Annotated in this window: 23 protein-coding genes, 1 tRNA gene and 1 pseudogene; 5 read left to right on the plus strand and 20 right to left on the minus strand. The window is 43.1% G+C overall.

Going from position 1 to position 23,855, the window contains the following annotated elements:
• Positions 1 to 2: 2 nt before the first annotated feature.
• From hisG to BUA79_RS00425, 8 genes are all read right to left on the minus strand, one after another.
• Positions 3 to 641 carry an ATP phosphoribosyltransferase gene (gene hisG / locus BUA79_RS00390; RefSeq protein ID WP_073992383.1) on the minus strand — a complete coding sequence of 213 codons (639 nt, stop codon included), beginning with the start codon at positions 639 to 641 and terminating at the stop codon, positions 3 to 5.
• Positions 638 to 1,915 (minus strand): ATP phosphoribosyltransferase regulatory subunit, encoded by a 1,278-nt coding sequence (hisZ, locus tag BUA79_RS00395; protein ID WP_073992384.1) that lies wholly within the window; start codon positions 1,913 to 1,915, stop codon positions 638 to 640. Before hisZ ends, hisG begins: the two co-directional genes overlap by 4 nt.
• Positions 1,916 to 2,004: 89 nt before the next feature.
• Positions 2,005 to 2,538 carry a Holliday junction resolvase RecU gene (locus BUA79_RS00400; RefSeq protein ID WP_073992385.1) on the minus strand — a complete coding sequence of 178 codons (534 nt, stop codon included), beginning with the start codon at positions 2,536 to 2,538 and terminating at the stop codon, positions 2,005 to 2,007.
• Entirely contained in the window at positions 2,538 to 3,518 is a 981-nt protein-coding gene (locus BUA79_RS00405) for an RluA family pseudouridine synthase (RefSeq protein WP_073992386.1), read from the minus strand. The genes BUA79_RS00400 and BUA79_RS00405 overlap by 1 nt, the downstream gene beginning before the upstream one ends.
• 16 nt (positions 3,519 to 3,534) lie before the next feature.
• Complete coding sequence (locus BUA79_RS00410; protein ID WP_073992387.1) at positions 3,535 to 4,335, minus strand: GTP pyrophosphokinase; 801 nt, start codon at positions 4,333 to 4,335, stop codon at positions 3,535 to 3,537.
• Between the two features lie 13 nt (positions 4,336 to 4,348).
• A complete protein-coding gene (gene coaE / locus BUA79_RS00415; RefSeq protein WP_073992388.1) occupies positions 4,349 to 4,939 on the minus strand; it encodes a dephospho-CoA kinase in 591 nt (196 codons plus the stop codon).
• Positions 4,940 to 4,955: 16 nt separating this feature from the next.
• Positions 4,956 to 7,592 carry a DNA polymerase I gene (gene polA / locus BUA79_RS00420; protein ID WP_073992389.1) on the minus strand — a complete coding sequence of 879 codons (2,637 nt, stop codon included), beginning with the start codon at positions 7,590 to 7,592 and terminating at the stop codon, positions 4,956 to 4,958.
• Between the two features lie 15 nt (positions 7,593 to 7,607).
• Complete coding sequence (locus BUA79_RS00425) at positions 7,608 to 7,955, minus strand: anti-sigma factor family protein (protein ID WP_073992390.1); 348 nt, start codon at positions 7,953 to 7,955, stop codon at positions 7,608 to 7,610.
• Between the two features lie 131 nt (positions 7,956 to 8,086).
• Here BUA79_RS00425 and BUA79_RS00430 point away from each other — a divergent pair.
• A tRNA-Leu gene (locus BUA79_RS00430) sits at positions 8,087 to 8,169 on the plus strand.
• Positions 8,170 to 8,304: 135 nt separating this feature from the next.
• On the opposite strand, the gene BUA79_RS00435 is transcribed toward BUA79_RS00430, so the two are convergent.
• A complete protein-coding gene (locus tag BUA79_RS00435) occupies positions 8,305 to 8,529 on the minus strand; it encodes a hypothetical protein (RefSeq protein ID WP_073992391.1) in 225 nt (74 codons plus the stop codon).
• Positions 8,530 to 8,802: 273 nt separating this feature from the next.
• Between BUA79_RS00435 and BUA79_RS00440 the strand changes: the two genes are divergently transcribed.
• From BUA79_RS00440 to BUA79_RS00450, 3 genes are read left to right on the plus strand one after another with little or no spacing between them, the layout of a single operon-like run.
• Positions 8,803 to 10,152, plus strand: a complete 1,350-nt coding sequence (locus BUA79_RS00440; RefSeq protein ID WP_073992392.1) for a hypothetical protein — start codon at positions 8,803 to 8,805, stop codon at positions 10,150 to 10,152.
• Between the two features lie 27 nt (positions 10,153 to 10,179).
• Positions 10,180 to 11,208, plus strand: a complete 1,029-nt coding sequence (locus BUA79_RS00445) for a U32 family peptidase (RefSeq protein WP_073992393.1) — start codon at positions 10,180 to 10,182, stop codon at positions 11,206 to 11,208.
• A 10-nt stretch (positions 11,209 to 11,218) separates the two neighbouring features.
• On the plus strand, positions 11,219 to 12,247 hold the full coding sequence (locus BUA79_RS00450) for a 3-deoxy-7-phosphoheptulonate synthase (RefSeq protein WP_073992394.1): 1,029 nt from the start codon (positions 11,219 to 11,221) through the stop codon (positions 12,245 to 12,247).
• A gap of 70 nt (positions 12,248 to 12,317) precedes the next feature.
• On the opposite strand, the gene BUA79_RS00455 is transcribed toward BUA79_RS00450, so the two are convergent.
• The 9 genes from BUA79_RS00455 to cooS form a co-directional block, all read right to left on the minus strand.
• Entirely contained in the window at positions 12,318 to 13,646 is a 1,329-nt protein-coding gene (locus tag BUA79_RS00455; RefSeq protein WP_073992395.1) for a hemolysin family protein, read from the minus strand.
• 22 nt (positions 13,647 to 13,668) lie between these two features.
• Complete coding sequence (locus BUA79_RS00460; protein ID WP_073992396.1) at positions 13,669 to 13,890, minus strand: hypothetical protein; 222 nt, start codon at positions 13,888 to 13,890, stop codon at positions 13,669 to 13,671.
• Between the two features lie 14 nt (positions 13,891 to 13,904).
• Positions 13,905 to 14,309, minus strand: a complete 405-nt coding sequence (locus tag BUA79_RS00465; RefSeq protein WP_073992397.1) for a PaaI family thioesterase — start codon at positions 14,307 to 14,309, stop codon at positions 13,905 to 13,907.
• A 143-nt stretch (positions 14,310 to 14,452) separates the two neighbouring features.
• On the minus strand, positions 14,453 to 15,190 hold the full coding sequence (locus BUA79_RS00470; RefSeq protein ID WP_073992398.1) for an energy-coupling factor ABC transporter ATP-binding protein: 738 nt from the start codon (positions 15,188 to 15,190) through the stop codon (positions 14,453 to 14,455).
• A gap of 35 nt (positions 15,191 to 15,225) precedes the next feature.
• Positions 15,226 to 16,023, minus strand: coding sequence for a cobalt ECF transporter T component CbiQ (gene cbiQ / locus BUA79_RS00475; protein ID WP_073992399.1), 798 nt, complete (start codon positions 16,021 to 16,023; stop codon positions 15,226 to 15,228).
• Between the two features lie 95 nt (positions 16,024 to 16,118).
• Positions 16,119 to 17,126, minus strand: coding sequence for an energy-coupling factor ABC transporter permease (locus BUA79_RS00480; RefSeq protein ID WP_073992400.1), 1,008 nt, complete (start codon positions 17,124 to 17,126; stop codon positions 16,119 to 16,121).
• A 173-nt stretch (positions 17,127 to 17,299) separates the two neighbouring features.
• The gene (gene acsB, locus BUA79_RS00485) at positions 17,300 to 19,426 is read right to left on the minus strand and encodes an acetyl-CoA decarbonylase/synthase complex subunit alpha/beta (RefSeq protein WP_073992401.1); all 2,127 of its coding nucleotides are present in this window, start codon (positions 19,424 to 19,426) and stop codon (positions 17,300 to 17,302) included.
• Positions 19,413 to 20,231, minus strand: a complete 819-nt coding sequence (locus tag BUA79_RS00490; protein WP_073992506.1) for an ATP-binding protein — start codon at positions 20,229 to 20,231, stop codon at positions 19,413 to 19,415. The genes acsB and BUA79_RS00490 overlap by 14 nt, the downstream gene beginning before the upstream one ends.
• An 8-nt stretch (positions 20,232 to 20,239) precedes the next feature.
• A complete protein-coding gene (cooS, locus tag BUA79_RS00495) occupies positions 20,240 to 22,132 on the minus strand; it encodes an anaerobic carbon-monoxide dehydrogenase catalytic subunit (RefSeq protein WP_073992402.1) in 1,893 nt (630 codons plus the stop codon).
• A 266-nt stretch (positions 22,133 to 22,398) separates the two neighbouring features.
• Here cooS and BUA79_RS00500 point away from each other — a divergent pair, with 266 nt between their 5' ends.
• The gene (locus tag BUA79_RS00500) at positions 22,399 to 22,800 is read left to right on the plus strand and encodes a hypothetical protein (RefSeq protein WP_073992403.1); all 402 of its coding nucleotides are present in this window, start codon (positions 22,399 to 22,401) and stop codon (positions 22,798 to 22,800) included.
• Between the two features lie 43 nt (positions 22,801 to 22,843).
• Here the strand turns inward: BUA79_RS00500 and BUA79_RS12945 are convergent, their stop codons facing one another.
• Both BUA79_RS12945 and BUA79_RS12865 read right to left on the minus strand, forming a co-directional pair.
• Entirely contained in the window at positions 22,844 to 23,263 is a 420-nt protein-coding gene (locus BUA79_RS12945) for a metal-sensing transcriptional repressor (protein WP_094757241.1), read from the minus strand.
• A pseudogene (locus BUA79_RS12865) lies at positions 23,255 to 23,854 on the minus strand (DUF3786 domain-containing protein); the annotation flags it as partial. The pseudogene BUA79_RS12865 and the gene BUA79_RS12945, both read right to left, overlap by 9 nt.
• Between the last annotated feature and the right edge of the window lies 1 nt (position 23,855).

Raw genomic sequence — 23,855 nt, forward strand, 5'->3', positions numbered from 1 at the left:
GATTATTTTAGTACATCATTTAAATCATGTATGATTTTTGTGATTCTTTCGTTTTCCATCTTCATGCTGACCTGATTGACAACCATCCTGGCGGAAAGTTTGCAGATTTCCTCCAGTACAATCAGTCCGTTTTCTTTAAGCGTAGACCCGGTTTCTACGATATCTACGATTACTTCGGCAAGACCTACAATAGGCGCCAGTTCTACGGACCCGTTCAGCTTAATGATTTCAACGGTCTGGTGTTTTATATTATAAAAATAATCTTTTGCAATATTCGGATACTTGGTCGCAACACGTATTAATTCATGATGCTGCAGGAGGGCGCCTGCCGATTCCGGACCGCAGATGCACATGCTGCATTTCCCGATTCCCAGATCAACCACCTCATATAATTTTCTGCCTTCTTCCAGGATGGTATCCCTTCCAACGATTCCGATGTCCGCCGATCCGTATTCCACATAAGTCGGCACATCACTGGCTTTCGCAAGGAAGAATTTAAGTTTCAGCTCCTCGTTGACAAACACCAGTTTTCTGGTTTTTTCGTCGTGCATCTCCTCACAGGTGATTCCAATCTGGTTGAATATCTCCATGGATTTCTTTGCCAGCCGTCCTTTTGCCAGCGCAAATGTCAAGTAGTTCATTTTGCAGCCTCCTTGCCTGTCAATAGTTCGGTCATAGGCACCAGTGTTTCTTCCCTGGATTGAACCTGTATGGATTTCACCAGATGGGGATCATCCAGATATAATATGTGAGCCGTATTGAGGCTGTCAGCCAGGCGTATATAATCCTCAATCTCCCGGACCCTGCTCTTCTTAATCAGTTCAATCCGTTGTCCAGTCAGGCGAAGCCGCCCGGCCAGCTGGATTGCAGTTTCCCTTTGTCCGCTCCTGTACAAAATCATGGTGTTGGAGTATTGGAAAGGTATTTCGATTTTCTGTCTTCCAAGGGCAATCATCAGCTGATCTACATTGATGGCAAATCCAACGGAAGGCGCCGTCTTGCCAAAACGTTTCAGCAGATTGTCATAGCGTCCGCCGGTAACAATGGTATCTCCTGTTCCATACGTATACGCCATAAATATGATTCCCGTATAATACTTATATTTGCTCAGCATACCCAAATCAAAGGAAACATACTTCTGTAAACCATATATCCCAAGGATTTCATATAGTCTCTCCAGACTTTTTACAGCTTTCTGTGTCTTGGGGTTCTTCGCAAGCGAACCTGCAATTTCAATAATTTCCGTTCCTCCAAAAAGTTCTGGAAGTTTCAGAAACACGTTTTTCAAGTCCTCGTCAATGTTTTGTGTAGAAAGGAGTTGTTCGACTCCGAAATAATTCTTTCTTTCAATCAGTTCCCGGAGATATTCTTCCACCTCTTCTTCCAGACCGGCCTCTTCCACGAGTCCTCGGAAGAAATCCACCTGGCCCACCTCCACCTGGAATTCCGTAAGCCCTGCTTTCAGAAGGGCTTCTATAACCATGGCGATGATTTCAGCATCGGCATCGGAGGAGTTGTCATTAATCAGCTCACACCCGATTTGGGTAAACTCTTTTAATTTCCCCTGAAAACCTGAATTATTTATAAAGGTATTGCCCATATAGCAAAGGCGCAGGGGCAGTTCCTCTTCAGAATAATACTTGGCCGCACATCTTGCTATAGACGGCGTGATGTCCGGCCGGAGTACAAGTGTATTTCCTTCTCTGTCAAAAAATTTATACTGGTCTTTGGAAGGCACGCTTCCCATTTCTTTATTGAAGATGTCAAAAAACTCAAACGTTGGCGTCTGAATGTCATGGTATCCATACCGTGATAAAATCTCATGTATATTCTGTTGAACAGCTAACTTCCCTGCGCATTCCTTACCATAAATATCCCGGACTCCTTCCGGTGTATGAAACAGCTTTCTTTCCATAATAACCTCTTTCAAGAAGCACTTTAACGTGATAACGTGCTATCAAAGTAATAAATTAAAATGTATTATAAGTAATTAAGCGAATTTTGTCAATCTCTCTGACCCAAATCCTTCTGAATTCCTTCCAGATAATGAACCGGAACACCCATACAGTTCCTGAGCTCCATAATCATATCCAGTTCCTCCACGCTGAAACTCTTTAAACCGCCATCCTTGGACCGGTTCCAGAATTCCATCAGTTTCCGGAATGTGAGGTAATAATACATATTCATTTCGCTGTAATAAATGATAAGAAAAGCAATCCCGTCCTGCCGCTCAAAATCCTCCATGAATTGAATCTGATGGGCATGAATGTTGCTAAGAGGAAATCTGGACGTATTGCATTCCTTGACATCAAAACACACGGGAACCCCTTGGACGACTCCTATGTAGTCAACAGTGCTTTTTTTCTCAAAATAAGCCAGCGTGATATGCCTGGATGCCGAATCAATGCGTATAGGCTTTATAGGTGTCGGGACCTTCTGCACCAGAGCAACCCCTTTTTCCCTGTATTTTTCATTAACCAGATTAATAAGGTCTTCCAGACCTGAACCGCGGAGACCTCTTGTACCCCAGGTTGGCATTAAAATTCCCCTTTCACTATCCGGTCAAACTCTTTCGGAAGACCGGCCGTAAACCTTTTTTCAGATATTCCGGAAAATTCGTCATCCATTTTGGGAAATACCAGGACATGCGAATGCAGAAGCTGATGGGATAAACGGTACTTTTTTCTGAAATACTCGTTGATCTCCCTGCTGCCATATTTTGTGTCACCCACCACCGGATGACCGATGGATGCAAGATGCGCCCTGATCTGATGGGTTTTTCCGGTTATAAGCTTAACCTGCAGCAGTGTAGTAAATGGCTCTGTCCGGCTGATTTTCAACGGTTTGTATTCTGTCCTTACGAAAGAAGCTTCTCCGTCCTCTCTGTCCGAAAAAGAAACCATGTTTGTCTCAGGATCCTTGACCAGAAATCCTTCTAGTGCAGATGGATTTTCGACCCTTCCCATAACCAGGCAGAGATAATACTTATCTGCGGTTCTGTCACGGAACATGGCTGATAGCGTCTGAAGGCCAAGCAATGTCTTTCCCGCAGCCATCAACCCGGAAGTGTTTCTGTCCAGCCGGTTACAGACGGAGGGTCGGAAGCTTTTCATTTCATCCTGGGTAATCTGCTTGCCTTCCAGCATATAGGAAAGAATGTGTTCAACAATGGACACATCGCTTTCTGAAGCTTTTTGTGAAAGCATTCCGGCCGGTTTGTTGACCAGGAGTATATGCTTATCTTCATATATGATATCCAGACTTCTTTTGTCGTTCTCCAAAATTTTGACTGGTCTGTTTTCCGTAAATTTTTCAATCGTCTCTTCCGATAAAAAAAGCTTGATAGAGTCATTCTCAACAAGTTTTTCCGAACCATCCGCCTTGGAGCCGTTCAGTGTGATGTTTTTCTTTCGAAGCATTTTATATAGAAAGCTCTTGGGGGCCAGGTTTAAATACTTTGTCAGCAGCTTATCCAGTCTCTGGCCGGCTTCATTTTCCGATACGGTTATTTCCTTCATTTACTTGTCCATTCCTCTATAAATCCTGGGCTTTATAACTTTCGGCCAAAAGATCCAGTTCTCTTCCGAATTTCATCAAAGCCTCCTGATCGTCTTTTCTGTAAATTTCATAAAACTCTTCCTGAATCTTGATGATTTCCCGCTTATTTGCTATCTTAAAGAGATTCTGGATATTATTCAGAATGTCCCTGACGATATTTGCCTGTTTCCTGAAGGAGCTCTGGGACTCCCTTATTTCCTGGTGAACGGAGGACATCTCATTATCCAGTTTGATTATGGCCGCCGATGCTGCCGAGAGCCGCTCCCTGATTTGCGGCGGTATGTTGTATTTATATTTGTATTGGAGGGAATGCTCTATGGTTGCCCAAAAATCCATGCCCATGGTACGAATCTGAATTTCAACCTGGATGACTTTGGGTCCATTCAGAGTCTCAACATTGTAATACACAATCATATGAAAGCTCCGGTATCCGCTCTCTTTAATATCATTCACGTAATCCTTCTCGAGCTTAACAATCATGTCATTACGGTTGTGGATCATTTTTACAATATCATAAATATCTTCCACAAACTGACAGATAATCCGGATTCCCGCAATATCCTCGATTTTTTCATCAATTTCGCTGGAATCCAGCTTCTTTCTCTGAACTTTATCTAATATACTGGAGATTTTCTTAACCCGCCCCTCAACGGACTCAATCGGAGAATACCTCCCGCTGTTCTTGCACTCATCAATGATATGATTGAATTTGACAAGCAGCTCATTTACCCCCAGCTGATAGGGTTCTAATATCTCCCTCCAAAATTGTATCTCCATGCTGTTCCTCCCCTTAAAACGTTTTCAAAATTTCCTGTACCTGCTTCCGGGTCTCGTCGATATCGTGGCTGTTGTCAATCACAAAATCGCTGGCTGCCCGGAATTCATCGTCGCTCAATTGATTTTCCGCAATTTCCTCTATCTTGTCCTCTGTGTAATTCCTGGATTCCATAAGACGCCTTTTTCTTACGTCAAAGTCGCTGTACACATACCAGAATTGATCACATATATCCCGGTATCCTGCTTCAATCAGCAATGCTGCTTCCACTACTATCAGGGCTTCCGGGCTGGCGGCTTTAATCCTGGCAATTCTGTCTTCGATCTCCCTGCGGACAGCCGGATGTATGATTCCATTTAATTCTTCCAGTTTTTTGGGATCATTGAAAACGATGTTTCCCAGTAATTTCCGGTTTATGCTTTCATCCGGATTCAGGATTCCCTTGCCAAAAATGGAAATAATCTGTCTGTAGGCATCTGTGTTTTTGGACATTACCTCGTGTCCCACTTTATCTGCCTCGATCACATGGGCATCATATTCCCGGTTCAAGATACCGAGAATCATGGATTTTCCTGTTCCTACACCACCTGTCAATCCGATTACCATTGTCTACCTCCTTGAATTAATGGGCATCATACCAGGAATAGCCTTCATCAATACCAATTTCCAACGGCACGCTCATACGGGCTGCGTTGGTCATTTCTCTGTTCAATATTTCGTACACATTTTCTTTTTCTTCAATGGCCGCCTCTACAAGAAGCTCATCGTGGACCTGCAGTACGATTTTTGATTTAAGGCCTTGCTTCTTCAACTCACGGTTTACGTTGAGCATGGCAATCTTAATGATGTCTGCCGCCGTTCCCTGTATCGGAGAGTTCATGGCTACCCTTTCTCCAAAGGATCTCTGCATGAAATTGCTGGATTTCAGCTCAGGTACAGGTCTTCTTCTCCCGAACATCGTTACTGCATATCCATTCTTCTTGGCATCCTCCACCGATTTATCCAGAAATTCCTTAACTTTCGGATAGGTCTTGAAATACTGTTCGATATATTTGGCCGCTTCCTTTCTGGTGATACTAAGTCCCTGACTTAAGCCAAAAGAGCTGATACCGTATACAATCCCAAAATTCACGGCCTTGGCATTGTTTCTCTGGGTGTTTGTCACTTCCTCCAGCGGAGTATTGAACACCTTCGCCGCCGTTATCCTGTGGATATCACTTGCCTCTTTATAGGCCCTGATCAGGTTTTCATCACCGGATAGGCTGGCCAGAATTCGGAGTTCTATCTGAGAATAATCCGCATCCACGAAGATATATCCAGGCTCCGGGACGAATACTTTTCGGATGATTCTGCCCATTTCAACCCTTATAGGAATATTCTGCAGATTCGGTTCTGTGCTGCTGATCCTCCCTGTTGCGGCAATGGTCTGGTTGAAGGTTCCATGGATTCGGTTGTCAGGTCCAATATAGCCGGCCAATCCATCTGCGTAGGTCGACTTCAATTTTGTAAGCTGCCTGTATTCAAGAATTTTGCTGACAATGGGGAATTCTGTCGCCAGTTTTTCCAAAATATCCGCCGAGGTGGAGTAGCCCGTTTTGGTTTTCTTCGCAAATGGAAGCTTCAGCTCGTTGAAAAGGATTTCTCCCAGCTGCTTTGGAGAATTAATATTGAAATCGCGGCCTATTTCTGTATGGATTTCTTTTGTCAGTCCCTCAATTCTTACACCGAGTTCATGTCCATATTCTTCCAAGGCTTTCTTTTCCACGCGGATTCCTACCTTCTCCATTTCATGGAGTGCATAAAGCAGCGGCATCTCCATATTCAGATACAGGTCAAGCATACCGGATTCCTCCAGACGCTCCAGCAATGGTTTGCAGGCTGCCAGGCTTACATAAGCGCAGTAGCATGCATATTTGGCAAATTCCTCTGGTTTTTGAACGGCTGCTGCTTCCGGTGAAAGCTTTCCAATCAGTCCTTCACTGGCCGGCACCGTCATCTCCAGGTAATCTCTGGCCAGATCGTCATGATGGTAGGTGTCCTTCAGGGGATTCATAAGGTAGGCGCCAATTCCCAAATCATAAACATTATCCGAATACTCCAAATCCAGATATTTCAGCTGTTCCTTAAGATTCGTGGTGGCAATTTTTATACCGCTCGCAAACAGGCTTTGCAGCATTTCCGATAGAAAGGATCTGTTTTCATCCGTTACCGGGATATAGTAAATATTTTCTTCCGTGGCAGCTATGGCCGCCCCATACAGACCGGACCCCGTGGCGAATGCCCTGACTCCCGCTGAGGGCTGTTTTTCTGCCTGTTCAAATACCGCACGGATTTCATCCATGCTGAGAATAGTCTTAAATGATTCTTCAATGTCGTTTGTGTCGGCGTGTTTAAAATCAAACCGGGACAGCAGTCTTTTAAACTCAAGATCCTTGAATATCTGATAGGCTTCCTTTGTTAACAGATTCTTGAGTTTGAAGTCCTCAAAATCATAATTTAACGGCACTTTCGTATCAATGGCGGCAAGCTTCCTGGACATGCGGGCCGTCTCCATGTTGTCCCCCAGAAGATTGGATGTCCGGGCTGGCTTGATTTCCTCACGATGTGCGTAAGCATTTTCGATGTCTTTAAACTCTGTGATAATTTTCAAGGCTGTTTTTTCACCTATGCCGGGAACCCCTGGAATATTGTCAGACGCATCACCCATCAGGGCTTTCACCTCTATTAGTTCCTCCGGTGTCACCCCATATTTTGAAACAACGTCATCTGCATAATAGTCTTCTATCTCAGTGCTGCCGAATTTCGTCTTGGGTATCCGGATCAAGGTATCGTCCGTAGCCAGCTGCAGCATATCCCGGTCACCGGATACCAGAGATACAGCAAATCCCTTTGTTTTTCCAATCTTCGCCAGAGTACCGAGGACATCGTCGGCTTCATAACCCGGTTTTTCCATGATTTGTATTCCCATGGCAGCAAGCAGTTCCTTCACAATTGGAAGCTGTTCCTGGAGTTCCGGCGGCATGGGTTTTCTCGTTCCTTTGTACCCCTCATACATATCATGGCGGAAGGTCGGCATTTTCACATCAAATGCAACGGCCAGATACTCCGGTGATTCTTCATCCAGAATTTTAAAAAGGATGTTCACGAAGCCATAAACCGCATTTGTATGAATACCCCTGGAATTGGTCAACTCCGGGAGTGCATAAAATGTCCTGTTCAAAATACTGTTTCCGTCGATTAATACCAGCTTTTTCTTCATATGTTCATCTCTTTCTCATTGTAATATATTAAACCATCTTAAAAATGCAATAGCTAATGCAGCTAACACGACTATGTTGGCTGTATTGGTTATTGCACACACTGTTTTATGCTTCATATCCAAATGATGTATCTGTTTTTCGTAATCATTGATCAGAATATCCATCTGTCCCTGGAAGTCATAGGACTGTGCTTCGTCCCTGTCCACCTTCGCCAGGGCCGTATTAACGATAAAATAGATTCCCAATTCATCATAACATTCGGGGCATCCGTGCAGATGCTCAACAAACCCTCTCAACTGGGAAGGGTCTATCGAACCATCGATAAAATGTCTGATTTCTGTTTCAAATTCATTGCAGTTCATTTGTCCTCCCATGCATCGGGCAAGTCTGCCACACCATTGATTGTACTATATTTTCAGCCAATTTAACAGTATATTTTTCCGTTGACAATTCGAAGCCAAAATGATATTATCTTATTCGTGCTATAGAGTCTGCGGATGTGGCGGAATGGCAGACGCATCAGACTCAAAATCTGACGCTCGCGAGGGCGTGTGGGTTCAAGTCCCACCATCCGCATTAAAATTAATTATTTTTGCCAATCGCACCACAAGGGGCACCCGCCAGATTAATTGGAATTCCACTTAATCTGGCGGGTCTTTTTTTATGTCCCGAGTAAAACAGCACCTACAAATGTAGGTGCTGTCAGAACAATTAATCAAAATTAGGTTTGTCGTTATTAAATTCTTCTAATTTATTCTTCTCCATCTTTTGATGAAGCATGCCGCAGTCACAGCACAAAAATTCAGAAACCGAATACCCGTGCCTACTCGTTGAAGTTGAATTTTCTTCAATCTTTTTCATTTCTCTTCTGACTTTATCAAAAATTATGGTAAGTTTTTCTGTATTATTGCTTTTACAAAATGGACATTCATTCATTTGAATTACCCCCTTATTTCTCACAAGTATACGCCTTTAGATATAATAATACAAGGTCACTCTCTGGTTACTCCAAACTAAAGGTTAAACATCCCGTTTAAATGCCCCTTCAAACATCATATTACTTCTATGTCAGTTTGGCATAGATTTTTGTTGTTTTGGATTAATATTTCAGTTTACATATGATAATATTTATGTAACCTATACAGGTCCACAAAAATCAAGTTACTTTGTTCAAGAAATATAACCAAACCATGAAAGGGGCTCCCGGAAATGAAATACAAAATATTCAAAAATCCATCCACTGTTTTTTCACAAGTAAATGAAGCTGATGTACGCCTGTTGACAGTAGAAGGTACTACCCTTGAATTTGAATGTGGAGACGAGATTCTGTTTCCCTGCAAAATGATGATTGCTGTGATGGATCTGGACAATTTCGAATTCAAGGAATTCATATTCAACAACTGCCATCTTATTGAAAAATGTGCGGAGGAATTAACGAATCATTACATTATTTCCACAGATGAAGGCGAAAAGCAGCTGCCTGTTTTGAACGGACTTCTAGGCAAACTGACTGACGTCGAAAAAATATTCAATGAAACCAGAAATTCGCAAAATTCAATCCTGAAAGCCAAAAGACCTGATGTGCTCCCCTATCCCTATTCAAAAGATAATGAATATTATGAGAGCTTTGAACAGCAAAAGAAGGATATTTTCGATTCCGTCAACTGCAGTCTCGACGTGCCGGAAAACATAGAGCTGGCTTTGGTCGTGAATGAATTCAAGTATTACAACAAAGTACTGCAATCCGGATTTAAGGAGGCATTCAATCATTATATTGCCGATTCAGGTCTGGCAAACAGCAGGTTGTTTTCCAGAACGCTATCAAGAGTATATATCGGCAGCGATTTCTGCAACCAGCTGTTCCCTAATGATATTCTCCTGCAAAAACTGCTCACCCAGGCATATGAGGAAAATTTGAATATAACGGTATCCTACCCTGTTTTAATCCAAAGGAATTTAGCTCCCCTTAAACAATCAATTAATATAATAAATGCGTTTTGTTTGGAGAAGGATATTGAAATTGAACTTACAATCAATGATTATGGCATGCTGCAGATGCTTCAGGAAGGAAAATTTTCAGGCATTAAACCGGTATTAGGACGACTTCTGAATAAAAGGAAAAAGGATCCACGTTTAAAATACCGTATGGCATACGACACCTACAAAGAAAAATTAGGAATCAACAATCTGAACGTCGAACATTATTTGAACTTTTTAGCAAAATACAACGTAACTCGCTTTGAATTTGAAACCTGCGATTTCCTGAACGAGATACCAGAAGGCGCACATACACTGCATTTCCCTTTTTATCAGATAAGCACTGCAACGAACTGCCTTTTGTATGCAAACTGCAAAAATCATACGGTCGCCAAACAGGAGCTACCGGAAAACTGCCCACATTATTGCAGTGAATTTTACTTCAGTTATCCGAAACACCTGAACATGATTGGGAAAAACAATTCCATCTTCGGTGTAGACAAAGAATTTCTATCCAAACAGGAAATAATCGACTACTATGCTGAAGCAGGAATCGACCGACTGGCATTTACTCCGCTATAAATATCAACTATGAAAGGATTTGAACGTATGAAAGTATTAGCTCCATTATCACGTATAGAAAACTATGAGCCCTTGGCAGAGGCCGGAGCAGATGAGTTTTTCGCAGGCTTCATATCATATGAATGGGTGAAGAAATACCATGCCGTGTTCCCTATAAACAGAAGAGAATACATGTTTGGCGATTTTCATCTGGTCTCTTTAAACGCAATGAAAGAATTAAGAAAAAAAGTTGATAAATACGGCTCCAACATTAAAATAACGCTCAATGGGCATTATTATCTGCCTGAACAGCTCGAACTGGTGGCTGAAACCATCAAAATGCTTATGGATATCGGATACGATACCTTTATCATTTCTGATTTGGCTCTGCTCATTTATCTGCGGGAAAAAAACATTAACTGTATAATCCACCTCAGCGGCGAAATGCAGATTCTGAATGAACACACAGCAAAGTTTTTAGACCAATTTGACTTCACTCGGATCATATTTCCCCGCCTCGCAACAATGGAAGACATGAAGAACACGATAGACGGGAGCGGTCTGATCAACAAGGAATATGAGGCGTTTATCATGAACAGCTTCTGCCCTATGGACGGCGGACTTTGTAACGGAATCCATTGCGAAGAGATACCAAAATTGTGCTGGGTCAAAGCACAATGCCGGTCATTTGGCGATAGTCCCAAAGCATTCCTCCAGGAGTATAATTCTTTACCAAAGCACCCCCAGCCCATGCAGCTTGTAGACGCAGGAATCACTGGACCGGGGCGAGAGGGATGTGGATTGTGTGCCATAAGAAAACTGGGCAATATCGGAATAACAAATCTCAAGATTGTAGGACGTGGTGAAAACCTCGACGGGCTGATCCGGGACGTAAAGACGGTAAAAGAAATTGTCACTTTATCGAAGCAAACAAAAGACAATGAGAAATTCGTTGAAAACGTCCTTGATAAATACTATAATGGGGATTGTTCTGGCAGACTATGTTATTACCCGAACGAAAAGGCGCAGCTCTTGCACAAGAGTCAGAAAAGTATCTTGTCTAAACAAGGTAAGTAGGGAGTTAATTATGAATTGTGATTTCAAAAGAAAGTTACCTGTTCCAATGGAAATTAAGGATATGTATCCATTAACGCATGAGATGGGAAAGGTAAGAGAAAAACGCAACATTGAAATAAAGAAAATATTAAGCGGAGAATTAAACAAACTGCTGCTGATCATCGGACCATGCTCCGCAGACAACGAGGATTCCATTCTGGATTACGTGTCCAGGCTGCGGACGGTTCAGGACAAGATCAATGATAAGATTTGTATCATCCCGAGAATTTATACCAACAAGCCGCGAACAACCTGCGATGGTTATAAAGGAATGCTGCATCATCCGGATCCTATGAGCGAATCAGATATGCTCAAAGGGGTGACACAAATCAGGAAAATTCACATGAGAGCCATCCAGGAAACCGGACTGACCTGTGCCGACGAAATGCTGTATCCCGAGAATTACAGATATTTATCTGACCTGTTGTCTTATGTGGCAGTTGGCGCCCGTTCTGTAGAAAATCAGCAGCACCGGCTGACAGCAAGTGCATTGGATATTCCTGTCGGAATGAAGAATCCAACCAGCGGCGATTTATCGATAATGTACAATTCCATTACCGCGGCACAGAACCCCCACACATTCATTTATCGAGGCTGGGAGGTAGACAGCAAAGGCAATCCTTTTGCCCATGCAATTTTGAGAGGGAGCACGAACAGCAAAGGAAAAGCGGAATCCAATTACCATTATGAAACTCTGGTACATGTTCATGAAGAATATATGAAGCTTCCACTTGTGAATCCGGCAGTAATAATAGATACGAACCATGCAAATTCCAACAAGAAGTTCATGGAACAGATCCGGATAAGCAAGGATGTGATGCATAGCCGCAGGCAAAATCGTGATGTCGAGCAGCTGGTTAAAGGCCTGATGATTGAAAGCTATATCGAAGACGGCTGTCAGAAACCAGAAGAGAATGTCTACGGAAAATCCATTACCGATCCATGTCTTGGTTGGGAAAAAACCGAAAAATTGATATACGAACTGGCAGATCTGGTTTAATCATAACAGAACTTAAAAAGCTTCAGAATCCATAACCGGATTCTGAAGCTTTTTAATCAGATAATACCCGTTATTCCTCCGGGTTTTTCAGTTGAATCATCACTGACTTGATCTTATTATTGCTGACTTCCTTCACATGGAACAGCATATTTTCATATTCCACAGTAAAAAGCTTTCCATCCTGGGGAATCACCCCGATAAGATGGATGATGAATCCGCCCAGGGTATCATAGTCATTATTGGTTTCATCGATTTGCGTTCCCAGATTAAAGTTCAGTTCCTTGATGGAAAGGGTTCCCATTGCCCAATACTCCCAGTCATCTATTTTTTTGAGCTCTGGTTCATCATGATCGAATTCATCGTCAATATCCCCGATGATTTCCTCAATAAGGTCTTCCATTGTAACAATTCCGGAAAACCCTCCATATTCATCTATAAGGATAGCAATATGCTTGTTTTCCGATTGAAGTTCGTTGAACAGTGTGCCGATCTTTTTCTTTTCCGGGATGAAGTAGGCAGGTCTCAGAATCTTGCGGATATCCACGTTCGAAAAGCCTTTTTTATAACTTTCCAGAAGATAATCCTTCAGGTACAGAATACCGATTATATTGTCAACTCCGTCTTCGTACACAGGTATTCGGGAATACTTGAAATGCAGCATATCACTGATATACTCTTTCGAATCCTCATCAATGTCAATCATAAAGACTTCCCTGCGGGGAGTCATAATCTCATCGCAATGCTTGTCATTAAATGTGATAACGGAACGAATCATCTCGCTTTCCACAGGGTTGATTATACCCTGGGTACGGCCGACCTGTATCAGGGCTTTGATATCATTAAGGGATACTTCTTCTTCCATTCCCTCTGTGTTGATTCTCAGCAGTTTCAGAACTCCGTTGGTACTGGCTGAAAGAAGCTTTACAAAAGGGAAGAAAACGACTGCAAATACTGTAAGAATTCCTATGGCACCCCTGGAATATTTCTCTGCCGCCGTAAGGGCAAAGCGCTTGGGTACAAGTTCTCCAAAAACGATGGTAAAAAACGACAAGAGAATCGTGATCAGAATTGTTGAAACTGTATACGCACTTGGAATACCTTTTTCAGCAAGGGAAGCCCCGATAACCCGAGATATTCCTGTTGCTGCAGACGCCGAATTCAAAAAACCGGCCAGTGTAATACAAAGCTGTATAGTAGACAGAAAGCGTGATGGATCTTCCAGGAGCTTTAAAATCTTAATCGCTTTCCGATCCCCTTTTTCCTTGCTTTCATCCAGCCTGTGCTTATCCAGTGAAACCATGGCCATTTCGGTTGCCGCAAAAAATGCATTCATGAGTGTCAGAATAATTATTAAAACAATTTGCCACGCTATTTCCGAGGCCGATGTCGTTGCGCCCATCTATGTCCTCCCTGTTTCCCGGTTATATCTGTTTAATGTCTTCAACGGTAATGTAATCTCCTTCTTTGCCAAATTCAGACCAGTCAAAAGGAAATTTTTCCCTGTGTTTGTTTTCAAGGGCCATCTTGATAATCGATCTGACCTTTGTCTCGATATCGTAAACGTCTCCAGAAACACTGATTGTGGATATCGTTGAATCTGAATTTTTGTTTTTCCATGAAATCAATCTGAAAATGTCATCCATTTTCCTACCTCCTGTTATACGGCTTTCCCGTCTTTCCGCAGATAATGATAAACGGCAATCATTTTTGCAATCAAAATTCCGTTGTTATCCGTAATTGAAGTCTCAACTGTACTCATTCTTTTACCGTGCTTTATCTCAACGCTGTGAGCAACTATTCTCTTTGAATTCATTGTCGGATTCAGATAGTGGATTTCGCTGCTTATTGTCGCACAGCCTCGTCCGTCTGATGACGCTGCAAGGCCTCCAATACTGTCTGCCAGTGTAAAGAGTACTCCACCGTGCACCGTACCGGCAGGATTCAGATGATTAAGCTGTATTTCTATTTCACCTTTTGCAGAACCCTGTCCCGTCTCCAGTACCTTGATACCGGTCATGCCAATAAATCCATCATAAAAAAAATGTTTATTAATTGATGTCATAAAAATCCATCTCCTTTATCTTTAACTAAGCACATTTTACCATAATGGCATTATAAATGCGACACAGAAGTTGAATTCTTTGCTACTTTAGTGAATTCCCACAAAACAGCCAGACTTGACCCGTCGAAACAGCATCACATGTATTATTTCATGCCGGCAAGGCAGAATGGAAGTTCTAAGCTGTTTGCTTCAAGCAGTTCCTTGTCAGTGAGTATCTCCCTGGCCGGTCCTTCACAGACAATCCGACCACTTGACATCAGTATTACCCTGCTGCAGGTTTCCAGTATCATGTCCAAGTCATGAGATGCAATGATTTTTACATATTTCAGGCGATTCAGTATATTAATGATTGTTCTTCGGTTCTTCGGATCAAGAGCAATGGAAGGCTCATCCATTAAGAGAACATTTGGCTTCATAGCCAGAATGGTCGCTATGGCCGCCATCTTTTTTTCTCCTCCGGACATTTTATAGATTTTTTTATCCTTCAGATGTAAGATACCGGCCGTAGATAAAGCATCCATCGTCATTTCATGTACTTTTGCCTCATCCATTCCGTAATTCCGCAGTGCAAATGCAACATCATTATAAACATTCTGTGTAAACAGCTGGTTATCTGAATTCTGAAATAAATACCCTGCCTTTTCCCGTATATCCGGAAGATTCTTTTTGGTTACCGGCATCTGATTCATAAGTACTTCTCCCTTGAAATCCAGTTCCAGTCCAACCAGAATACGCAACAAGGTGGATTTACCTGCTCCGTTGGCTCCTATAATTCCCACAGATTCATCGTCTCCTACCCGGAAGGAGATGTCCTTGAGAACCTGCGTTGCATCTTCATACGAAAACGAAAGATTGTTACATTCAATATAATTTTTCTCCATACCCTTACCCTTCCAAAACCGGTTTCTAAATGTATTCAAAGTAAAACGGCAATAATTCCTGCGATGTTGACGATCCGAAGTCCCACGATAATTCCCAGCCAAAGAAACAGGTAAATATAATCCGTCTGTGTGCACCTGCGGCGGTCGGAATAATAAAATTCGCCGTTGAATCCCCTAAGAAGCATACTGTCAAAAATATTCTCAGCTCTGTCGATACTCCTTAACAGAAGCTGCCCGATGAGCGATCCCCAAATTTTATATTTCACCCCTTTTTGATTCGGCGCACGCATCGAATAGGCTTCAATGACGGCATTTGCTTCTCCCATCAGAAGCGTTATATAGCGATAGACCAGAAGAATCTGCGTAACGATGATTCCGGGGATATGCAGCAGCCTCAGCGCATAACATATCTTCTCGATTCCGGTTGTCGCTACCAGAAGATAGGTAGCCACTAGCGTATATATACCCTTAATCACTAACGTCAGCATGGAAATCACTCCGCCCGTTATCACGACTCCACCAATATGAAGAAGCGGAGTGTGATCAAACAATGGGTTGAACAGCCCCACAAAGCATACAAGCGGAAGTACAACGCGGAGTTTTTTAAAGCATGATTTTATTGAAATTTCCGCAAGGTTAAAAATTATCAGCGGGTACAGAAGCATAGGAAGAAGTCCAAAAATATCGTATTTATCAAAGGAAACGACACAGGTGATATAAACAACTGTAAGTATCAGTTTAACCAGCGGATGGATCCGGTTTATGTTTGTATTTTTGTCTGCCATCTCATCCATCTCATGGATTTCATAAATAGCTTTATTGATTTTACTCAAAATCTCACACTCCCATGCTAATCAATTTAAAATCAGGCAGATTTCCCGAACCACACATTCGAAAAACCTGCCTGTCAATCCGCTCGAAAGCCCGGTCAGGCTTCTTTCGGGGTTTTGCCTGTCTTCTTGAAAAGTTTGAACAGAACCGCACAGCCTATACATATGATTGCCACAAAAACCGATCCCAGTACTCCCGAAAAAGTTGTTCCGGTCTTTGAATCACTGTCCTTAAAAGAATAATTCGGGAAAAGTGCTGTTTTATTCTGAATTTCAGCCGCCTGATCAATCGCTCCTGAATTTACTGTGTCCGATTCGATTTCTGTGCTGCCAGTCACTTTAAGGATCGACCATTCCAGTCCGTCCGGGTTGCTGGATGCTGTCAGGGACAGTCCTCCTCCAATTAAAACAACCACAATCGAAAGAATCACCAGGAATTTTTTGAATTCCATTTTATTATTGGCTTCCCCCATATTCAGGAGCTCTGGTCTTGCATTCTTAATGAAAATCACAACTGCTGATGTAATCAAACCTTCGATTACTCCAATTGCAAGATGAATCGGCTGCATCATTGCAAGAAACTGAACGAATGAAAGTTCTGTGACGCCTGAGGCCAGTGTCTGCAATGTAACACTGAACGCACCCAGCTGCAGGCTGATTACGCTTGCAAGCACTGTTGCGAAAATAATCCATTGCGGCTTTGTGTTTTTCTTCACCATATTCCGGTAAATAAGAAAATACCCTATGAAGCAGGCATAAAAAGCCATGTTCCATATATTGCATCCCAATGCGAGAATTCCACCGTCCGCAAAAAGAAGGCATTGTACCGTCAGAATGGAAATCATGGACAGAAAGCCGGCATAAGGTCCTAACATGATCGCAAGCAGCAAACCTCCGGAAAAATGTCCGCTGGCTCCGGTTCCTGGAATTGTAAAGTTTATCATCTGAGCCGCAAATACAAATGCCGCCATAATCCCCATAACTGGAATCTTCTTTATGTCATTCTCCAGTTTCACTTTTTTTATCGAATATCCTGCCGTTACCGCCGAAGCAGCATACATAGTTGCCGCAACTGCCGGTACGATAAGTGCGTCTGCCATATGCATATGCCATTCCTCCTACTTCATTGCTTTTTTTAAGTATAAAATAAATTTATTTTCGCCACAAGCCGTAGGGGGGGATAAAAAACCCATAATATTTAAATTTATTTTTTAACAAAAGCAAGGTAGAATAAGGAAAAGCGGCAATGAATCTCTTCACCGCCGCTTTCCGTCACTATTTAAATTATTGATTCCATCTCCAGAGCCGGATGCCCTTTTTCCGACAAATACTCCAGTACACCTTCTGAATCGGTGGCTATTGTTTCATCACATATCATATCCGTGAAATTATCAATATCATAGAGCTCTTTTGCCGTTTTGTTCAGTCTCTCGGCAACATCATTTTTCAATTCTTTAGGCATCCATACGATCCTGGCTATTCCGCCCTCAGAGTATAGGAATTTCTTCGAACCGATAAAATGTCTTCCGTGACCCATAAATCCAGGAGTCTGTACACCCCCGCCTGTCATGGATGCCAGTTCCCCAAAGGTCATTCCGGTTGGAGTTATCTCCCCAAATTCCCTGTTGACGATTACAACACCATTCGCTTCCGGCATGATGCCGCATATACATTCAAAGCAGCCGCAGCTTGTCATCGGATCTTCCAATATTGAATACAGCGATACGTTTGTAACGGCTCCCTGAGATATTTCAGCCACAGTCTTGCTGACTTCCGTCCAGATTCCTTTTTTCTCGTCAAGACATCCCTCTTTAGGGACAGGCTGGGCGGAACCATGAGGATCCAGTTCCTTTGTTGCCTTGGCATCCAGCCAGCTTACTGCACCGCACAAGCCGAGACGTTCCGGTGTGACGATGCACACATGGGCCGGAGCAAAGGATTGACAAAGTTTACATGAGTAGAAAGTATCCACGCTTTCATCCGTGAGGGACGCCAGTCTCCGGTCGCGGGACACGTACTTGGGAAATGCGATTTTTTCCTCGAGTTCAGCAACTTTTTGGGCATCTGTATATATCGTGACCTGACATTTATCCACAACGGTATCGAACTCATCCCGCATTTTTGCATATATGACTTCCCCGAGATGTTTCAGACGGAATCCTTTCTCGTAAGCTTCTTTTCCAATCCGAATCCAGGAAATGTTTCTCTGCCCTACATGCATCACTCCCTCGATATAATTCAGAAAATAATGAAGCCTTCTTTCTAAAACCGGTTCGAAATCCTCCTGCATCAGCTTGCCGGCCACATCAATAACCAGAGCCAGAGGAAGCCTGTAAGGAATAGAATCTGCCGTGTCGATATCCGGACCAATAATTTCAATCTTGTGATCCTCCACCTCGGACAGATCGACCATTCTGACCAATTCGAAAGCCTTTGTCTTGTTTCCTCCAAATTCAGCGTACATATCTGCTTTTCGGATTCGCTCTCCTTCAAATGCGGAAGAAATTCCTACTGGGGCGTCTATTTTAGTTACTTTTATCTTGATTTTTCTGGCTTCCAGGGATGTATCCACTGTTTTTTCATTGTCCGGCTGGTGAAGAAGGAGCGTCGGAACTTCATTGATATATGTTTCTGTTACCGCCGGGAATCCCAGTTCAATGGCTGCAGCTCCAGCTGCAATAATCTTGTCGTCCCAGTCAGAAAATACATTGACAAATGCTTTCACCCTGTCTTTTGTATACTGTTTATGTGCCTGGTAATCACCTGGCTGGACGTTTCCAAAAATCAGGCTTGCCCGGATTGCCACCGACACAACATGGATTACGGATTCTATCTCATAGCCCAGTGGGATCACCCGAAGATCGATGCCCATTTTAACGCCTTCCGCAATACATTGATCGATTACTTTTCCAACCAGAAATGTCAGCATACCCTTTTCCTGATAATCCTTAACAATGGAAGCTGCAGTATGGCTGTCTTTGCATTCACCGATGATAACCGGAACTCCAGGAATATCCTGGGTTACCAGGGCTACACCAAATGCCCTTATCTGTGCGTCAGTAAGATGCCCCTGCAAAGGTTCTGGATATGGATTTTCTTCCAGAGTATATTTGACTGCCTCAATGATTTCACAGTACATGGCTGATGCCGTACCTGCATCCAATGCCTGCTGGAGGGTTTTTCCCTGATGGACAAATCCTCCGGCCAAAGCCAGTGCTTCCTCCAGACCGCCTACCGTTATAATCTTCTTGCCTGTTATTGCATATATCACCGGTAATGCATAAGCTGTCTGCGGCAGTTTGACTCCGGCATCTCTGCCTTTCTGCATTATTGCCTTTTGAACTGCCTTTTCGGCTTCATCTTTATACTTATCCATTCCGGAATAGATTATCTTAAATAGATTCATCCCGTTTTCCTCCTTCGCATTCCTGCTCCACTTTTATATTGACCAATAATTTATCTGCAATCCCATCGATCGTTTCACGAAAATCGCTGCTTATCTTGTATGCAGATGTGTTCTCCCGGTCGGAGACGCTTATGGCTTTGTCGTATTTTATGAATCCCAGACAATTTTCTTCGCTGACATGTTTTTTGATAAAGTCGATATCGGCTTCATCCGTAATTTTATTGCCGATTACCATAACATTTGAAACACCCAGATCTGCTGCAAGTTTTTTTACTCTGTCATAGGTCTGGACGCTTCTCTCCCCAGGTTCGACAATAACGATAAACGCATCGACTGACCCGGCCGTTCCACGTCCCAAATGTTCAATCCCGGCCTCCATATCCATTACCACAATGTCGCGGCTGTACAATATCAGATGGGACATGAGCATTTTCAGCAGAACATGTTCAGGGCATACACACCCGGAACCGCCGATATCTACGCTTCCCATGGTCAATACCTTCACGCCTTCAAACTCCTGAGCATACTTTTCCGGTATGTCAGCAACTTTGGGGTTCAACTTAAAGGTTGAACCGTACATTCCTTTTTGAGCACCAGTTCTTTCTTCAACCAGATCTCTCATTTCTGAGATTGGAATGATTTTGGCCGCATCTTGCGCGCTCATTCCAAGCGCCAGTGCCAGGTTCGCATCCGGATCTGCATCGACTGCCAGCACGTTGTATTTTTTTGCTGCGAAACTTTTGCATAATGCGGCTGATATTGTGGATTTACCGACTCCGCCTTTACCTGAAATGGCTATTTTCATCATCTCACCTATATTCCTAATTTTTCTCGTTTTTCTTCAATTCTCTCTAAGATTTTCCTTGCACATTCCGTAGGATTTTCTTCAAAGTAGAATTTTGCTCCTACATTTTCTTCAACACGGTTAGTCAGCAGATCAACAAAATATTCTGATCCGGTAACCTGTGGAGTAATTCCAAGGAATGTATCTATACCGGACGCAACCACATACGTGCCGATTGCCACTGCCTTTTCACTCATCCACTCGGGGGCTGCGCCAACAACAGGAAGGTCTCTGTTGTCCAGATCTTTTTCTTTCGCAACCCGGCTGACAATATCCAGAATCCTGCTTATATCTACGCACGAGCCCATATGGAGCACTGGTGGGATTCCCACCCTCTCGCACACTTCTTTCAGTCCTCTGCCGCACAGTTCTTTTGCTTCCATCGTCATAAGACCTGCCTTCGCAGCAGCCTGGGCTGCACAGCCTGACGCCACAACGATGACATCATTTTTGATCAGTTCCTTCATGATAGTGATATGACTTTCATCATAACGGACTTTCGGATTATTGCAGCCGACAATGCCTGCTGCGCCCCGAAGCACTCCTGCCCATATGACGTCAGCAAGTGGCTTGACCGTATTAAACTCATCCGTGTAGCTGTTCACGACTCTATCCAGACACTGGATGATTGTCTCAACGCTGTATCCCACATTGGCATGGCTCTTGTTATCAGGTATCAGTACGTTTTCCATATCCCTGTTCTTGAAATTCAATACGGCTTCCTTGATTATTCCCTTGCAGGTTTCCAAAGCTTTTTCTTCCACGAATTCAATATATTCGGCTCCGGTAATCTTCGCTTTCGGTGAGGTAGCTATGAATTTCGTATGGTACAGATCAGACAGGTCAGCCAGAGCAGGGAAAATACACTGCACGTCTACAATGGCCGCTTCAATGGCTCCAGTAATGATGGCCAGCTCCTGCTGATAAAAATTTCCTGCAATACGGACACCATGACGCATAGTGATCTCATTGCCCGTACAGCACATTCCTACAAGATTGATTCCATCAGCTCCGTTTTCTTTTGCCAGCTTTACAAGTTCTGGATCTTCGGAGGCGTATACCATCATTTCGGAAAAGCTGGGGTCATGCCCATGCAGAAGGATATTTACCATATTTTTCTCGATTACGCCCAGATTTGCCTGTGTAGCGCATGCCGTCGGCGTACCAAATAATATGTCACTGAGCTCGGTTCCTATCATCGAGCCTCCCCATCCGTCTGAAAGCGCCGTCCTCATGGATAGCTCAAATATACTGTCGGGATCGGATGCACATCCAATATGGGTTGAATGCATGAGGGATGTAACTTCCCGGTCAATAGCCCTCGGTTCAATCTTCTGCTCGGACCAGACCTGCTGCCTCTGATATGGTGCTCTTTTTAAAAACTTCAATGTTCCGAATGGTTTTCCAAATTCATTCAGTGCGGTTTCCGCGACTTCATGGGCGATGTCATAAAGATCTCTGTTTTCTGTCTTGATATCCCATTCCTTCGCAAGATTCATCAATTTACCGGCATCTTTAACCTTGTAATTCCCATCTTCGCTGGCCATATAAAGTACATGGGCAATATCTCTGGCATGATCGGAATGCGCTGCAGTTCCCGCTGCCACCATTCTGGCAAAATTCCTGGCTACAATGGTATCCGCAGTTGCCCCGCATAACCCCTTCTGGGCACCCTTGTCTTTTGTCGGACTGATTCTGCATGGTCCCATGGCGCATATCCTGCAGCAGATCCCTTTTTCACCAAAACCGCACGGGGTCTTCATGGCGGCTTTTCTGTCCCATATCGTATCAGCACCGTCTTTCTTGCCTTTTTCCAACAACACTTCCGTGTTAGAGTCCATTACCTGAATCTCTTCACTCATTACTGATCCTCCTATCATTTTTTACGACCGATATTTTATCCAATTTGCTTGTTTTATCTATTGTATTGTTATATTATTAACAATATCATTTTCATTTTTTTTTGTCAATAATATTGTTGTATTTTTATTGATGCATGCAGTATATTTTGGATATTTTTGTGCAATGTGTTTAAATCTTCAAGTTGTAAAGCTCGTAATTATTCACGAACCAGGCTTGACATACATTTTTGCTTTTGTTAATATTTAACTATAATGGAGGTGGAAATATGGGAAAAGTATTTTTTGATTATCCATACGTAATACTGGGAAAGTGCGAATGCACAAAGCAAAACCGTATCGACAGTTTTCAGATTGAAGAAACCAGTCATGGTGTCACCCTGAAAACCGGATTTACATGTGATTTATGCGGAAAGGAGACAGAATTCGCCTCTGATATCTCAAGGGAATCCGCGCTGAATTTAAGCCCGGATTTTAATGCTTACAAAATCATCCCTTCCATCAAGGACGAAGTCTCGCTTGTCAGACTGGATTCATTCAATGCACGTATCAAGAATAACAAGCTTGCATTTTACGGAAACTATAGCAATCTGAGATTCTTTGATGATGTCATCGAAAATCTGGTTATCCCGATTTCCTACAGGGCTGTTCCGCTGCTGAAATTAAAATAACGAAAAAATCCTGACTGTCCACATGGTAGTCAGGATTTTTTCGTTATTTTATGAATCTGTCTATTGCAAAATTCAGTTCCTCAATGGCTGATTTATCCCCAGATTCAACCGCATCCACGATACAGTTTTCGATATGGTCCTGTAAAATCACCTTTCCGGTATTATTCAGGGCTGATTTCACGGCCGACAGCTGGATGAGGACTTCGCTGCAATCACGGCCATCTTCCACCATTTTCTTTATGGCTTCCATATGTCCAATAGCACGCGACAGCCGGTTCAGTACAGCCTTCGTGTTTTTGTGATGGTGTTTATGCTCTTCGTGGTGCTTGTGCTCTTCGTGGTGCTTGTGCTCTTCGTGGTGCTCGTGCCCTTCAGGGTGCTCGTGCTCTTCCGGCTCTTTGCGCTCGAGTCTGTTGGCGACAACTTTCAAAAAATCCAGGGAAACATCGCCGACGACCGCCATATCCTCGGCCGTAAAAGCCAACGAGAAATTGTCACTGAACAAAATCTGGGCTGAAGCGGAAAATTCTTCATCTCCCTGCCATAGAACCAGTTTAATCTGCAGATTGTTGATGAACTCGAAAATGTAGCTAAAATCCCCTGCCGCGCTTTCCTCCGCACCCATATTTGTCATTACATCTCTGAACTTTTCCGGTGTCTTCCCAAACATCCTGACCAGACGCTGAATGCATCTGCCATAAAAATTGGAGTAGTAGACTTCCCCCCAGGGCATTTCATGATAGGAGAGGAATTTCCCCGTGGAGGGAAGATTATTTCCTTCCAGCAGATACCGAATCAAAAGAATTTTGAGGGAGGGATTCTGAACATTGTAATTGTCATGATTTACATCATCATTGTCCCGCTGAACAGAAAAATCAGGGAAAGAAACAAGATATGCCGCTCCCATAATGCGGATCCTGAAGCTTCTTGACTGTTCGTCAAATTCCACACCGCATCTGTTTGCCGTTTCACGCGGTTCAAGCTGTTTGTAAAGCATCAGGTAGTGAGAAAAAGGCGCCTCTGTTTTATTGTCTTTGAAAATTTTATTATCCATT

The organism is Parasporobacterium paucivorans DSM 15970 (assembly GCF_900141895.1).
GTDB classification, from domain to species: Bacteria; Bacillota; Clostridia; order Lachnospirales; family Lachnospiraceae; genus Parasporobacterium; species Parasporobacterium paucivorans.